This is a genomic window from Rothia sp. 32237D007AR, from assembly GCF_053544675.1.
The window spans coordinates 176,637-190,698 of sequence record NZ_JBPPUO010000001.1; the positions used below are offsets into that span (position 1 = coordinate 176,637).

A 14,062-nucleotide genomic window follows, 5' to 3' on the forward strand; every position below is an offset into this window, starting at 1 on the left:
AGTATTAAAGAGCTGCAACAATATCTGCAAGCAGGCGAGAAATGCGGGGGCCAGCAGCCTGGCCAGCCTCAATCACTTCGGCGTGAGAAAGCGGAGTCTGCTGAATACCGGCAGCCAGGTTAGTTACCAGGGAGATACCAAAGACCTCAAGGCCAGCAGCGCGGGCGGCAATAGCTTCAAGGGCGGTGGACATGCCCACCAAGTCAGCACCAAGAACACCGGCCATCTTCACCTCAGCAGGAGTCTCGTAATGAGGGCCAGGGAACTGCATATACACACCTTCCTGCAAGGAAGGGTCAATGCTGCGGGCAATCTGACGGATACGGGGGGAGTAGAGATCGGTCAAATCAACGAAGTGGGCGCCGGTAAGCGGGGACGCGCCGGTAAAGTTCAGATGATCAGAGATAAGAATGGGCTCCCCAGCTGAATAAGCGGGGTTCAGCCCACCACAGCCGTTAGTGAGAATCATGGTCTTAGCGCCGGTAGCAGCAGCGGTACGCACACCATGCACCACAGCCTCTACGCCGCGACCTTCGTAGTAGTGGGTGCGCGAACCAATCACCAGGGCCCGCTTGCCGCCCTTGGTCAGAATTGAGGTGAGGGTGCCGGGGTGGCCGGCCACAGCAGCCTTGTGAAAGCCCGGAACCTGATCGGCAGGTAGAACATGGGTGCTCTCTCCGATGAGGGAGGCGGCCTCGCCCCAGCCAGACCCTAGCGTCAGCGCCAGATCATGTTTTTCAACACCGGTTTTCTCGGCAATGAACTCCGCAGCTTCGCGGGCACGGCTAAGCGCCGGGTGGTCAGGGTCGGCGGTGGAAAGGGTAGTTATCTTTGAATCGTTCAACACACTTCTACGGTATCAAACCTGCCCAGAGTTGAGCCTTTGTGCGATGTGCGACACAATAAAAGGGTGACTCTCAAAACAGACTACGCATCGCACAAAATTGTTATTCTCGGCGGCGGCCCCGGCGGCTACGAAGCAGCCCTGGTCGCCGCAAGCCACGGTGCCGACGTCACTATCATCGAAGATAAAGGTATCGGCGGCTCAGCCGTCCTCACCGACGTCGTACCCTCCAAAACCCTCATCGCCAGCGCGGACGCCCGCAACCGCTTCGGCAAAGCCCAAGAACTCGCCATCTCAGTAGGCGACGACGACAACCCACCCCCCATCTCCGTTGACCTGGCCAAGGTCAACCAGCGCCTCATCGACCTAGCCCACCAACAATCCCACGACATTAAACGCACCCTAGAACGCAGCGGTGTCAAAGTCATTGAGGGCCGCGGCAAGCTCATCGACCCCCACACCGTACAGGTAACCGACTCCACCGGCCTCACCTACGATTTGACCACCGAATTCATTATTCTGGCCGTGGGCACCCACCCCCGCGAGCTACCTACCGCCCAGCCCGATGGTAAACGCATCCTCAACTGGACCCAGCTGTACTCCCTAGAAGAACTCCCAGAAAATCTAATTGTGGTCGGCTCTGGCGTCACCGGCGCAGAATTCGCCTCCGCCTACAACGGCCTAGGCTCCCAAGTCACCCTGATTTCTTCTCGCGACCGGGTGCTCCCCGGTGAGGACGAGGACGCCGCCACCGTCCTTGAAAACGTCTTTGAGCGCCGCGGGGTGCGCGTCATGCCCCGCTCACGTGCTGATGCCGCCTGCTACAACGAGACCGGGGACGGCGTCATCGTCACCCTAGGGGACGGGCGTAAAGTCGCAGGCTCCCATGTGCTCATCGCTGTAGGCTCTATCCCCAACACCGACAACCTGGGCCTAGAAGAAGCTGGGGTCGAAGTCAGCGAGTCAGGGCACATTAATGTTGATCGTGTCTCGCGCACCAATATTCCCAATATTTACGCAGCCGGTGACTGCACCGGGGTCTACCCGCTCGCTTCTGTAGCGGCCATGCAGGGCCGGGTTGCTGTCTCCCACATGCTCGGTGATAGCGTCAAACCCCTGCGCACCCACCAGGTAGCAGCCAACATTTTCACCTCCCCAGAAATCGCAACAGTTGGTATTAGCCAAAGCGAAATCGAATCAGGTAAATACCAGGCCGATATGGTCATGTTGCCGCTGGCTACTAACCCCCGCGCCAAGATGATGGCAGTGGAGGACGGTTTCATCAAAATCTTTGCCCGCAAGCACTCAGGGACTGTTATCGGTGGCGTGGTGGTAGGGCCCCGCGCCTCAGAGCTGATCTTCCCCCTGTCCCTAGCTATTGATAAGAAGCTACACGTTGATGATATAGCCGAAACCTTCACGGTCTACCCCTCACTGACCGGCTCCATTTCAGAAGCGGCCCGCCAGCTACACATCATGCAGTAGCACACCTCATAGAAGAAGGGAGGGGTAGCGCTCGCTCAGTGCTGAGCGGGTGCTACCCCTCCCTTATGGGTGAAGGTTCATCTTCTCCTTATTTGATGCGGGCCATGGTGGTCAGGTCCACATCGCGGGTTTCATGGGTGATAGCCATGAAGAAGAGGGTCAGGACGCTGGTTGCGGCCAGGTAGAGACCAACGGCACCCACACCGCCGTTAGCATTCAGCCAGACCGCAGCGTAGGGGGTCAGGGCTGCACCCAGGATGGATGAGACGTTGTAGCTCATACCTGAGGCAGTGTAACGGACGTGGGTGGGGAAGAGCTCAGGCAAGTAGGCGCTCATGGAGCCGAAGGTGAGGCCCATCAGAATCATGCCGATTGCCATGAAGAGGACGATACGGCCGGTGTTGGCGTTCTCGCCGGTGCCTACAACCTGGGGGTCCATGAGGAAGCCGAAGGAGAGGCCGAAGACCAGAATTGCGGCGGTGATGACCAGCTGGGAAGAGCGGCGACCGTACTTATCTGCTAGCCAGCCGGAGACCGGGATCATGGCTGCCAAGAAGAGGATGGTGATGAGCTGGATGATAAGGAAGGAGCGGTAGGGGATACCCAGGCCGCCCTCTTCTGGCTTGCCGATACCGAAGGAGAGGATCCAGGCGGTCATCAGGTAGAAGAGTACGTAGTTAGCCAGCATGATGAAGGTGCCCTGAATCATGGGCCACCAGGCAATCTTGAAGGCTTCAGCCAGGGGGGCCTTGACCTTCTGGTTCTGGTTGAGGGCCTGCTTGAAGACAGGGGTTTCTTCCAGCTTGAAACGGACGTAGAGGCCCACCGCTACCATGACGATGGAGGCGATGAAGGGAACACGCCAGCCCCAGACCAAGAAGGTGTGGTCGATGGAGTCACCGGCTGCCAGGGAGGTAAAGCCCATGGCGACGGTCAGCAGTAGCATGAAGCCGTTGGCCAGAATGAAGCCGAACGGGGCGCCGAGCTGGGGCCACATGGCGGCGCGGCCGCGCTTGCCCTTTTCAGCGTATTCGGTGGCTAGTAGGGCTGCGCCAGACCATTCGCCGCCCAGGCCCAGGCCCTGGCAGAAACGTAGGATGGTCAGCATGGCAGGTGCCCACAGGCCGATCTGGTAGTAGGTGGGTAGTAGGCCGATGAAGAAGGTTGCGATACCCATGGTCAGCAGTGCACCGACCAGGGTTGCTTTACGGCCTACCTTGTCACCGAAGTGCCCGAAGACGACAGAGCCGATGGGGCGGGCGATAAAGGCTGCTGCGAAGGTTGCCATGGAGGCTAGGAGCTTGGCGGTTTCGTCCTCGCCGGTGAAGAAGAGGGCGGGGAAGACTGCTACAGCTGCGGTGGCGTAGATGTAGAAGTCGTAAAATTCAATGGTGGTGCCAATGAGTGAGGCCAAGATGACGCGGCTGCGGGGTACGGGCTTATGGGCCGTAGTAGGCGCTGGGGTTACAGCTGGTGTGCTCACAAGATCTCTTTCTAGAGGTATGCGTGACGTGTTGTATTGTTTTACTCTAAAACCGATGTCCCCTAGCTGAAACCCAGATTCCACTATGTGAGCAATAGTGGTGGGGTGTAGCGAATACCTGCACCCCACAAGGACTACTTGATAGTAGCGATCACCGCACCAGCTGAAACAGTATCGCCAGTCTTCAGCTTAAGACCAGTGACCTTACCCGCCTTATGGGCGGTAATGGGCTGCTCCATCTTCATGGCCTCAAGCACCACAATCAGATCACCTTCGGCAACCTTAGCGCCATCCTTAACAGCGACCTTGACGATAGTGCCCTGCATGGGGCTGGTCAGCTCATTACTGTTAGCAGAACCGGACGCACCGCCGCGGCTGGAACGAGACTTACGAGCCTTAGAGGCAGCAGCAGCCTTAGAAGCAGTACCACCCAGAGCCGGAAGGACTACCTCCATCCGCTTACCATTGACCTCAACAGTAATCTTCTGGCGCTCATCATCCCCCTCAGCCAGAGTAAGAGCACCATTATAGGAGGGTAGAGTGTTCTTGAACTCGGTTTCAATCCAACGGGTATGAACCGCAAAATCAGCCCCATCAGCGGGAGCAAAAGCTGGCTCATCAAGCACCGCACGGTGGAAATTAGCAACAGTAGGCATACCCTCAATCACCAGCTCATCCAAGGCACGGCGAGCCCGCTGCAAGGCCTGCTCACGGGTGGCACCAGTGACAATGAGCTTAGCAATCATAGAGTCAAAGTTGCCGCTGACAGTATCGCCTGCAATAACACCTGAATCCCAGCGGACGCCCGGGCCTGCCGGTACTACCAGCTTGTCGATGGTGCCAGGGGAAGGCATGAAGCTGCGCCCGGCGTCCTCACCATTAATACGGAACTCAAAAGAATGACCGCGCACCACAGGGTCAGTGGCCTCAATGGTCTCACCACGGGCAATGCGGAACTGCTCACGCACCAGGTCAATACCGGTCACCTCTTCAGAAACCGGGTGCTCAACCTGCAAACGAGTATTAACTTCAAGGAAAGAGATAGTACCGTCAGTACCTACCAGGAACTCACAGGTACCAGCGCCCTGGTAGCCTGCCTCCCGCAAAATAGCCTTAGACGCCTCATACAGACGCTCATTCTGCTCATCAGTCAGGTAAGGGGCAGGGGCCTCTTCGACCAGTTTCTGGTTGCGGCGCTGTAAGGAGCAGTCACGGGTAGACACTACCACCACGTTACCGTGGGCATCAGCCAGGCACTGGGTTTCAACATGGCGGGGCGAATCAAGGAAACGCTCAATGAAGCACTCGCCGCGGCCAAAGGCTGCAATAGCCTCACGGACAGCTGACTCGTAGAGCTCACCAATACCCTCACGTTCGCGGGCAACCTTAATGCCGCGCCCACCGCCACCAAAAGCAGCCTTAATAGCAACAGGTAAGCCGTACTCGTCAGCAAAAGCCTCAACCTCAGCAACGCTCTTGACAGGGTCCTTAGTGCCCGGAACCAGAGGGGCACCCACCTTCTCAGCGATATGACGGGCAGCTACCTTATCACCCAGACGGTTAATAGACTGAGGGGAAGGGCCAATCCAAGTAAGACCGGCATCAATGACCTGCTGAGCAAACTGGGCATTCTCAGAAAGGAAACCATAACCGGGATGCACAGCATCGGCACCAGAACGCTGAGCGACCTCAAGCAGCTTATCCATAACCAGGTAAGACTCAGCGGCGGTGGCGCCACCGAGGGCATAAGACTCATCAGCGAGCACCACATGCTGGGCTTCACGGTCAGGCTCTGCGTAGACAGCAACCGTGGAAATTCCCTCATCCTGGGCGGCACGAATCACACGCACGGCAATCTCACCGCGGTTGGCAATCAGTACCTTGCTGACGGGGCCGGTGTGACGACCTTTCACCGGGGTAAAAGTCTGGGCCAGGTCATTGTGTGCAGTCACTGTAAAAGCTCCTCGGGTTGATGCGCCGATGCCGGCAAGCACGCATTGCTGTGAGACGCCGAAAAACGGCGCCTCACAATATCGTATCTTGAAATTTATCGCGAAGTTTTCCAAATGGTGTTGATTGAAACACCAAAGTCAGCCAGCATTCTGCGCAGAGCATGAATAGAGAGGCCCACCACCGTATGGTACTCGCCCTCAATACCCTTAATAAAAGCCGCACCAAAGCCATCAATGGTGAAAGACCCCGCCACCCACAGGGGCTCCCCCGTAGCCACATAGGCACGGGCCTCCTCCTGGCTGAAGGTATCAAAATGCACGGTAGCTGTACGCAGCTCGCCAGCCTCTCCACAGTCAGCGCCCTGACCTGCTGTCCCGACCCGAGTATCAACCAGCCAATGGCCCGTGTGCAGCCGCCCGCTGCGTCCGCTCATTGCGGTAATCCGTTCCAGAGCTTTCTCAGCACTACCGGGCTTACCGTAGGCGGCACCATCGAGCTCAAACACAGAGTCACACCCCAACACCAGGGCACCAGCAGCCTCAGGGAGGGCAGCCACAGCCTGGGCCTTGGCTTTAGCCAATAACTGGGCGGTCTGGGCCGGGGTAATGTCACCCAGCCCCGCCTTATCGGCAGCCTGCTGGGCTTGGCGCAGAGCAGCCTGCTCATCAACATCGCTGACAATTACGGTGAAGCGGACGCCAGCGTCCTCCAAAAGTTTCTTACGGGCAGGGGAAGAGGAGGCAAGGACGAGCCGCACCGGCTGATCACTCGGCGCAGCTGTGGTTTCAGTGAGGTTTTGCATGGGTAACAGTCTAACGGGGTCTAGTAGGTCTACAGCCTAAAGCCTTGGCGCCAGGTGAAATGTGCAAAGCGGTATAGAGCCTGTGGTATCACCTTGGTATTGTTGAGATATGGCTCTTAGCCTACGACTTCCTGAAGATTTAGACCACCAGCTTGCAGATTTAGCAGAGCGTGAGCATTCATCTAAACACTCCCTCATTGTTGAAAGCGTCCGTCGCCTGCTGGAGGAAAGAGATCACCGCGCAATGGTAGAAGAGGGACTTGCATATGCCCTTGAACATGATGCGAAAACCTTGGAACGACTAGCCGACTCATAAATGCAACGAAAGAGACAGTAGGGCCTGGGTGCGCATCCCCACGGATTAAACAAACGAAAGATAACTTGTGACGTATTCTGACATCCGACTCTGCTCTCTTAAAGAGGTGAGTGACATGGTGGGCCGCCCGCTGGCTCAGGTGCAGATACTGGACCGGGCTCATGCCTTGGGGCGTGCATACACCACCGGCGCTAAGTCACGTTATTACCCCTATGAGCGAGTGGCTGAGCTCGCTTCTGCTCCACGCTGGGATAAGCCGGGCTTCATTCAACGGCTAGCTGAGCTAGGTGTTCGGGGTCAAAAAGTTGTTATTTTGCGGCAAATCGATGCCCAACCTACTGGAAGCCCGGCAGGGCGTACCTGGTATGGGTTTGATATGGCAGCTGAAATGTCTGAAGACACTACCGTTCGAGCAGGCCAAACAGATGCTTCACGGATGGCCTGGAAGGTTAGCTCTTCTAACCTGTCTTTGATTCGTTCTCTAGCCCCAGGGCAGACCCTTCCTCTTGTTATTACTGTGGGCGGGCTAGTGGTTGCCGGGCGAGAAATTATAGGTGTGGATGAGGCTATCACCGCTGAGATGGGTGACCTTGTGGCATTTGAGGTTCAGGACGCTGGCCCCTGGCTGGAAGCAGTGAGGTTTAGTTGGCTTAACTCTGGGCCTGGTCAGCCAATTCTCTGGTGGGATCTACCCCAAGGGTAGGCCTAGGGGACTCGAATCATTGAGCCGTCCCAGAGGGTTAGCGTATGGGAGGCGGATTCTATATCGATGGTGAGCTTCCAATCTGCGTAGGTACTGCCTGGGCTGAGTCTGGCTTGCTGGTGGCAGTGCGGATTCTGGATAAGGACTTCTAACTCTTGTGGTGTTGGAGAAAACGGAATAAGCCAGGTGGTGTTGATGCCGAGTGCTTCTAGGTCGCTGTAGGAATTGCATCTGATAGGGGCGAGCGTAACGGTTTGCGCGGTGAGCGCCAGGACGACGTAGAAGCCGGTTTGGGCGAAAGGGTCGAGCTGCCCTTTGGGAATGGGGCAGCGGTTCCTTGTCTTGGGGCGCAGGTTGAAGTGGTAAAAAATCTGGCCGACAGTGATTCCCAGGTCTGTGGGTCCAGTGGGCTGCTCAGAGGAAGGGTTCATGACACACCTTTTTCTAACTGGTTGATTTAACTAGATAAGAGTATAGTGTGGGTAGTGTGAGGTGTCACCACGCCTGTGGGGCTAGGTGATAGCTGGAAAATCTTTAATTAAAGTGCAAAATTTTGAAAGAAATTTTTTGAACTTTGTTAAATAATATACGTTAGGAGAAGAGATTTTTATGTACAATGTGGATCTTATTAAGGAATATTTTTGTAATGAAGATATTTTCTTTCAAGGATATGTTGAGGCATGGTCGGAAAGCAGATGGGGTCGGATTCAAGAAGGTAGAGTTCAAGAAAGTGATATAACTGCACTGTTGTTAGCGACAAATGGATCCCTAGAGGATCGAATTATTGAGTTTTTTATATATGAAGCTGGCTTGTTGCTTGAGAGTGGATGTTTCTATAGACTCCGTTCCTCTCAGGATCCCTTGATTAAAAAGTTTCGGCGGCGCGATGAGGCTGGGAATTTGGTAAAAAATGTTCCTGATATTTTCGTGACTAAAGAAAGTGCTTCGGGTGATGAGGTGACTCTAGTTGTTGCGGTTGAGCTTAAAAAGAATGCCCAGGTAAATTACATAAACTGCCCAACGGGAAAGCATTTGCGTTATAGTAATCAGATTGTTTGCTATGCTGAGGGATGTTGTTTTTCAGATGAATTAAAAGACATTGTTCGATATATTTGGCTTTCCCCGAAGCGAAAAAAGAGGAGTCATCGAGGGGTTAATGGCGAAAATCAGATGATGGGTTGGGGTTTTGATGAACAATTTTCGCATGAATTTTTTGAGTTTCAGCAAAATGTTTTTTCATCATTATGGCGTCATGCCAATCTCGAAAACTTATGTGAAGAATTAGATGAATCAATTGAAGGGGTGATTTTGTCAAAAATTATTAAGGACTGGATATCCTGATAATTGCTTGTAGCTAGCTTGGGATAGCAAAGGCTCCGCCTTCCTTCTGCGGACTGTGCCAAACCAGTCTAGGAAAGGCGGAGCCTAAGAAAGCTTATTCATAAGGGAGCGTGAGCCTGTGGAACCCCTTATGAATAAGCCTCAAGCTATCAGGGGCAGATTTTAGAAGAGCCCCATCGGCTTATCTGAGTAGCTGACCAGCATGTTCTTGGTCTGCTGGTAGTGAGCCAGCATCATCAGGTGGGTCTCGCGGCCGATGCCTGACTTCTTGTAGCCACCGAAAGCGGCGTGGGCCGGGTAATTATGGTAGTTGTTGATCCAGACACGGCCAGCCTGAATGGTGCGGCCTGCCCGGTAGACGGTGTTTTCTGGTCGCGCGTCCAGACACCCGCACCTAGACCGTAATCGGTGTCATTGGCAATACGCATAGCCTCATCAAAATCAGTGAAAGAGGTAGTAGCCAGAACCGGGCCAAAAATCTCTTCCTGGAAGATACGCATGTCGTTGCTACCGGCAAAAACGGTAGGCTGAATGTACCAGCCGTCCGCCAGATCGCCGCCCAGCTCACAGGCCTCACCGCCCACGAGAACATTCGCGCCCTCGTCCTTACCAATCTTCAGATAGGCAGGCCAGGCCCTGGTAGCCCTGATTGTCGCCAAGCGCGAGGGTATTCTGAACGAGGAACTCTATAAGGCTCCCCGCACTGAGGGCGGCTTTGTAGCTGAGGACGTCTACGTCCGTCTTGGCGAGGCACCCCAGGTGCCTGCCGCGGCAGCGTCCTAATACTCCACTACCACATAGCAGAGGGCGGGCCCTGCACATCGGTCGGTGTGCAGGGCCCGCCCTCTTGTTCTCTTGTTCAGGCTAAACAGCTAGCGCCCGGCGCAGGGTATCTAGCCCGACTGAGCCTAGAAGTAGGGCGCGGGTGTGGAAGTCGCGGTCAGAGATCCCGGCGGCGCGGGCGTCCTCACGCAGCTGGAGCCAGAGGCGCTCGCCCACCTTGTAGGAGGGGGCCTGACCCGGCCAGCCCAGGTAGCGCAGGAACTCAAAGCGGCGCTGGCCCTCAGAGAGATCCAGGTTAGCCTCCAAGAACTTATAGCCCTTCTCGGCGTCCCAGATGCCCGGCTCGACACCCAGCTCAGTGACCCAGCGTTCGGGAATCTCAAAACCGCAGTGCAGGCCAATGTCGAAGACCACGCGCGCTGCGCGCAGGCGCTGAGCATCCAGCATACCCATACGGTCGCCCACATCAGAAAGATAGCCCAGCTCATCCATCAGACGCTCAGCATAAAGCGCCCAACCCTCACCATGGCCCGAAACCCACACGGCCTTAGCCCGCCACTGGTTCAAGGTCTCCGCCATAGCCGTTGCATACGAAACCTGCAGGTGGTGGCCGGGCACACCCTCATGGTAGACAGTTGAGGTTTCACGCCAAGTGCCAAAAGTGTCCTCACCCTCAGGCACAGACCACCACATGCGCCCGGCTCGCTCAAAATCGGCGGACGGGCCGGTGTAATAGATACCTCCTTCTTGGGTGGGGGCAATCATACATTCGAGCTTGCGCAGCGGCCCCTCAATAGTGAAATGCTCCTTGGCCAGGTCATCAAGGGCAGCATCAGAGAGTTTCTGCATCCAAGCCTGTAACTCGGCGGTACCCTTGAGCGTACGCTCAGGGTCAGCATCCAGCAGGGCCTTAGCCTGGTCAATGGTGGCACCGGGTTTGATAGCCTCAGCAACCTCCTGCTGGGCTGCGATGATGCGGTCAAGCTCCTCAACACCCCAGGCGTAGGTCTCTTCCACATCAAGGCTAGTACCCACAAACTGGCGAGAGTAAAGACTATAGCGTTCACGGCCCACCGCATCGGCCTCAGGCGCGTCAGCCCGTAGAGTCTCTTTGAGGTAGGTGAGAAGTTCCCCGTAGCCTTCCTGAGCGGACGCCGCGCCCTGGGCTGCAAGGTCAGCCTGCTCAGGGGCTGCCTCCGCAACCTCACCTGCCAGGGTGTCGAAGAAGCCGCCCTGGGCAATGTAGGCGGTAACCTGCTCAATAACAATATCTACCTGGCGTACCGCCGCTACCCTACCTGTGGCTCGGGCAGCTTCTAAGGTCTGAATATAGCCACGAACCGCTGCCGCGACCTTACCTAGACGGCCCGCAATATGCGCCCAGTCCTGGGCTGTTTCGCGGCTCATCAGGTCAAAGACGGCCCGGATACTCTGAACGGGGGAGGCAATATTGTTGAGTTCCCAACCGCCCAAACCTGCCTGGTGCATCTCAAGTTTCAGGCCCAGACGCTCACGCATAGCATCGATAGTGACCCGGTCAGTCTCATCAGCTGGCTCGACCCCATCAAGAGCCGCTAAAGTCTGACGGGCCAAATCAATCTCGGCCTGAGTACCGGCAGGAGAGTAGTCAGGGTACTCAGTCTCCCGGCCCTTACGGCCCTCGATAGTGGCAGAAGCCGGGTCGAGTTCTAGGATCTTCTCGTAGTAGTCGTTAGCAATCTGATCGACCGCAGTTTGTGCACGGTCGGCCTTGAAAATCTGGGGTAAATCTGGGTGTAGCGTCATGCCCCTATTCTAGGCCACGTGACCCACAAAACAGGGCGGGGGGGGAAGGAGAGGCCAACTACTGGGGCCGGGCCCGCTTCCAAGAACCAGGGCCCGGGCGCAGCCGCATACCCAGACGCTGGGTATTGTTCAGGCGGCGCTGCCACATCTCCGAGGCAGTCTCCTGCTGAGAATCAGCCTGAGCCTGCAAAGCCACTATAAGGCTGGCCAGTGCAGCTAACTCTTCATCAGTGGGGTTACCCCGCACCACCGAAAAAGCGGGGGCGGGCACCTGCTCATCACCAGCGTCCTGCCCCTGGGCATCACCGGGCGCGGACGCAGGCACCGGCTTCTTACCGAAACCCAGCAGAGAGAGCGGATTGGGAGTTGGCATAATCTATCGACCCCTTAGAGCGGAATATTGCCGTGCTTTTTAGCGGGAGTTGCCGCACGCTTATCGCGCAGAGCCCGCAGAGAAGAAATAATACGCACACGAGTCTCAGAAGGAGCAATCACCTCGTCAATGTAGCCCAGCTCAGCAGCCTGATAAGGGTTGAGCAGCTCCTCTTCGTACTTGGCAATAAGCTCAGCGGTCTTAGCCTCAACGTCACCGCCCTCTTCGGCTATGGCAGCTAGCTCTCGGCGGTAGAGAATATTGACCGCACCCTGGGCACCCATCACACCAATCTGGGCGGTCGGCCAAGCCAGGTTAATATCGGCACCTAGCTTCTTAGAACCCATCACAATGTAGGCACCGCCATAGGCCTTGCGGGTAATCACAGTAACTAACGGCACGGTAGCCTCAGCGTAAGCATAAAGTAGCTTGGCGCCGCGGCGGATAATGCCGTTAAACTCCTGGTCAGTACCCGGTAGGAAGCCAGGCACATCAACAAAGGTCAGAATCGGGATATTGAAAGCATCACAGTTACGCACAAAACGGGCGGCCTTCTCCGAGGCGTTAATATCAAGGGTCCCAGCAAACTGAATCGGCTGATTAGCCACAATACCCACAGTCTTACCCTCAACCCGGGCATAACCAATCATGACATTAGGGGCATAAAGGGCCTGCATCTCAAAGAAATGCCCGTCATCGACAACCGCCTCAATAACCGCCCGCATATCATAGGGCTGGTTAGCTGAATCCGGTATCAAGGTATCAAGGTCCAGATCCTCAACAGTAATCTCAGAATCCTGGTCATGATCCAGCGGGAAAGTCTCGGTGAGGTTGTTCGAGGGCAAGAACTCAACAAGCTCACGGACGAAATCAAAAGCGTCCTCTTCATCCTCAGCCAGGTAAGTAGATGTGCCAGTGACCGCGTTATGCTGGCGGGCACCACCGAGGCTCTCCATATCAACCTGCTCACCGGTGACAGTCTTAATAACATCCGGGCCGGTAATAAACATGTGACTGGTCTTATCAACCATAACAATATAGTCAGTCAGAGCAGGGGAGTAGGCTGCACCACCGGCACAGGGGCCCATAATCACTGAAATCTGCGGGATAACACCAGAGGCGCGCACATTCATGCGGAAAATATCAGCAAACATGGCCAAGGAAGCCACACCCTCCTGGATGCGGGCGCCACCACCGTCATTAATACCGATAATGGGGCAACCATTTTGCAGGGCAAACTTCTGCACCTTCACAATCTTCTCACCATTAACCTGCGAGAGAGAACCACCATAGACGGTGAAATCCTGGGAGTAGACCGCAACGAGACGGTCATCAATGGTGCCATAACCAGAAACCAGGCCATCACCTACCGGCTTCTTCTTCTCCATACCAAAGGCCGTGGTGCGGTGCTTAGCTAGGGCATCAAACTCAACGAAAGACCCCTCATCAAGGAGCATGTCGATGCGCTTGCGGGCGGTCTGCTTGCCGCGCTCGTGCTGGCGGTCGATGGGGCCCTGGCCGGTGGGGGCGAGGGTTTGCTCGCGGCGGGCGTAGAAGTCAGCGATTTTACCGGCGGTGGTGGTCAAATTGGGGGCATCGGTGGTGGGGTTATCGCTCATGCTGTACCTGCCTCGTGCGCTGGTGGGTCAATGATGTGGGGTGACCTGGGATTAGGGTCATTCTGTTCAACTATAGACCGGCCACCCCCGTGCGCCCAATTATTCTTGGGTTTTTGAGTGGTTTTTGCAGATAAAGATGGGGTGTCTCGGTGAGCTAAAACGGGCTGAAGCAGGCTCACCCTATCTGGGGGCCTGCTTCAGCTGCTTGAGATTCTTGAGGCTACTTGCCGACCTTGCCGATAACAGCATTCCATTCGCGGGCAGTGTAACCGGTCAGCACGCCACCGGTGCTCATGGGGTCTGCGGCGATGATGCCATCTAGGTCTTGGCGATCTTCAGCGACGAAGATGAGTAGGGCACCGGCCGGGTCCCCATCGAGGAAGGCACCTGCCGCATGGAGCTTACCTTCTTCGTGGAGTTTGGCCAGGTACTCACGGTGGGCGGGGCGGTGCTCAGCTTGTAGCTCAGCCGGGCCATAAGAATACTGCACAGCGTAAACGGTCATAGTGGAACCTTTCGTAGGGGTCAGACATTTCCAGTATTGCACCACCAGGCCGGTGAAAGGGCGCATGACC

The 14,062-nt window shown here is 56.0% G+C and carries 13 protein-coding genes and 1 pseudogene; 4 read left to right on the forward strand and 10 right to left on the reverse strand.

All coding sequences use genetic code 11. The features are described from left to right. Nucleotides 1-4 precede the first annotated feature (4 nt). Nucleotides 5-829, reverse strand: a complete 825-nt coding sequence (locus tag ACED87_RS00855; protein ID WP_449089506.1) for a purine-nucleoside phosphorylase — start codon at nt 827-829, stop codon at nt 5-7. An 81-nt stretch (nt 830-910) separates the two neighbouring features. Between ACED87_RS00855 and ACED87_RS00860 the strand changes: the two genes are divergently transcribed. After that, nucleotides 911-2,329, forward strand: a complete 1,419-nt coding sequence (locus tag ACED87_RS00860; protein ID WP_449081691.1) for an NAD(P)H-quinone dehydrogenase — start codon at nt 911-913, stop codon at nt 2,327-2,329. Nucleotides 2,330-2,417: 88 nt separating this feature from the next. Here ACED87_RS00860 and ACED87_RS00865 read toward each other — a convergent pair whose 3' ends face one another. The 3 genes from ACED87_RS00865 to ACED87_RS00875 form a co-directional block, all read right to left on the reverse strand. Continuing rightward, nucleotides 2,418-3,812, reverse strand: coding sequence for an MFS transporter (locus tag ACED87_RS00865; protein WP_449081693.1), 1,395 nt, complete (start codon nt 3,810-3,812; stop codon nt 2,418-2,420). Between the two features lie 134 nt (nt 3,813-3,946). Next, nucleotides 3,947-5,764 carry an acetyl/propionyl/methylcrotonyl-CoA carboxylase subunit alpha gene (locus tag ACED87_RS00870; RefSeq protein ID WP_449081695.1) on the reverse strand — a complete coding sequence of 606 codons (1,818 nt, stop codon included), beginning with the start codon at nt 5,762-5,764 and terminating at the stop codon, nt 3,947-3,949. 95 nt (nt 5,765-5,859) lie between these two features. Further along, nucleotides 5,860-6,567 carry a Maf family protein gene (locus tag ACED87_RS00875; protein ID WP_449081697.1) on the reverse strand — a complete coding sequence of 236 codons (708 nt, stop codon included), beginning with the start codon at nt 6,565-6,567 and terminating at the stop codon, nt 5,860-5,862. Between the two features lie 109 nt (nt 6,568-6,676). On the opposite strand from ACED87_RS00875, the gene ACED87_RS00880 reads away from it, so the two are divergent. Both ACED87_RS00880 and ACED87_RS00885 read left to right on the forward strand, forming a co-directional pair. After that, a complete protein-coding gene (locus tag ACED87_RS00880; RefSeq protein ID WP_449081699.1) occupies nt 6,677-6,883 on the forward strand; it encodes a CopG family ribbon-helix-helix protein in 207 nt (68 codons plus the stop codon). Between the two features lie 67 nt (nt 6,884-6,950). Then, nucleotides 6,951-7,586, forward strand: coding sequence for a hypothetical protein (locus ACED87_RS00885; protein ID WP_449081700.1), 636 nt, complete (start codon nt 6,951-6,953; stop codon nt 7,584-7,586). A gap of 2 nt (nt 7,587-7,588) precedes the next feature. Here ACED87_RS00885 and ACED87_RS00890 read toward each other — a convergent pair whose 3' ends face one another. Next, nucleotides 7,589-8,017: a hypothetical protein gene (locus ACED87_RS00890; protein ID WP_449089459.1), complete on the reverse strand. Its 429-nt coding sequence runs from the start codon at nt 8,015-8,017 to the stop codon at nt 7,589-7,591. Between the two features lie 187 nt (nt 8,018-8,204). Between ACED87_RS00890 and ACED87_RS00895 the strand changes: the two genes are divergently transcribed. Continuing rightward, nucleotides 8,205-8,927 carry a hypothetical protein gene (locus tag ACED87_RS00895; RefSeq protein WP_449081704.1) on the forward strand — a complete coding sequence of 241 codons (723 nt, stop codon included), beginning with the start codon at nt 8,205-8,207 and terminating at the stop codon, nt 8,925-8,927. Between the two features lie 162 nt (nt 8,928-9,089). Here the strand turns inward: ACED87_RS00895 and ACED87_RS00900 are convergent. The 5 genes and pseudogenes from ACED87_RS00900 to ACED87_RS00920 all read right to left on the reverse strand — a co-directional run. Beyond that, a pseudogene (locus ACED87_RS00900) lies at nt 9,090-9,553 on the reverse strand (aldehyde dehydrogenase family protein); the annotation flags it as partial. Nucleotides 9,554-9,791: 238 nt separating this feature from the next. Beyond that, nucleotides 9,792-11,495: a DUF885 domain-containing protein gene (locus ACED87_RS00905; protein ID WP_449081706.1), complete on the reverse strand. Its 1,704-nt coding sequence runs from the start codon at nt 11,493-11,495 to the stop codon at nt 9,792-9,794. A gap of 58 nt (nt 11,496-11,553) precedes the next feature. Beyond that, nucleotides 11,554-11,868, reverse strand: coding sequence for an acyl-CoA carboxylase subunit epsilon (locus ACED87_RS00910; RefSeq protein WP_449081707.1), 315 nt, complete (start codon nt 11,866-11,868; stop codon nt 11,554-11,556). 14 nt (nt 11,869-11,882) lie between these two features. After that, nucleotides 11,883-13,487 (reverse strand): acyl-CoA carboxylase subunit beta, encoded by a 1,605-nt coding sequence (locus tag ACED87_RS00915; protein ID WP_449081709.1) that lies wholly within the window; start codon nt 13,485-13,487, stop codon nt 11,883-11,885. Nucleotides 13,488-13,707: 220 nt separating this feature from the next. Then, complete coding sequence (locus tag ACED87_RS00920) at nt 13,708-13,992, reverse strand: YciI family protein (RefSeq protein ID WP_449081711.1); 285 nt, start codon at nt 13,990-13,992, stop codon at nt 13,708-13,710. Nucleotides 13,993-14,062 lie beyond the last annotated feature (70 nt).

Excerpts from the sequence above, each read along its gene's own strand:
- ACED87_RS00875 (WP_449081697.1), bottom strand. The coding sequence starts at position 6,567 with ATGCAAAACCTCACTGAAACCACAGCTGCGCCGAGTGATCAGCCGGTG.
- ACED87_RS00880 (WP_449081699.1), top strand. The coding sequence starts at position 6,677 with ATGGCTCTTAGCCTACGACTTCCTGAAGATTTAGACCACCAGCTTGCA.
- ACED87_RS00890 (WP_449089459.1), bottom strand. The coding sequence starts at position 8,017 with ATGAACCCTTCCTCTGAGCAGCCCACTGGACCCACAGACCTGGGAATC.
- ACED87_RS00905 (WP_449081706.1), bottom strand. The coding sequence starts at position 11,495 with ATGACGCTACACCCAGATTTACCCCAGATTTTCAAGGCCGACCGTGCA.
- ACED87_RS00910 (WP_449081707.1), bottom strand. The coding sequence starts at position 11,868 with ATGCCAACTCCCAATCCGCTCTCTCTGCTGGGTTTCGGTAAGAAGCCG.
- ACED87_RS00915 (WP_449081709.1), bottom strand. The coding sequence starts at position 13,487 with ATGAGCGATAACCCCACCACCGATGCCCCCAATTTGACCACCACCGCC.
- ACED87_RS00920 (WP_449081711.1), bottom strand. The coding sequence starts at position 13,992 with ATGACCGTTTACGCTGTGCAGTATTCTTATGGCCCGGCTGAGCTACAA.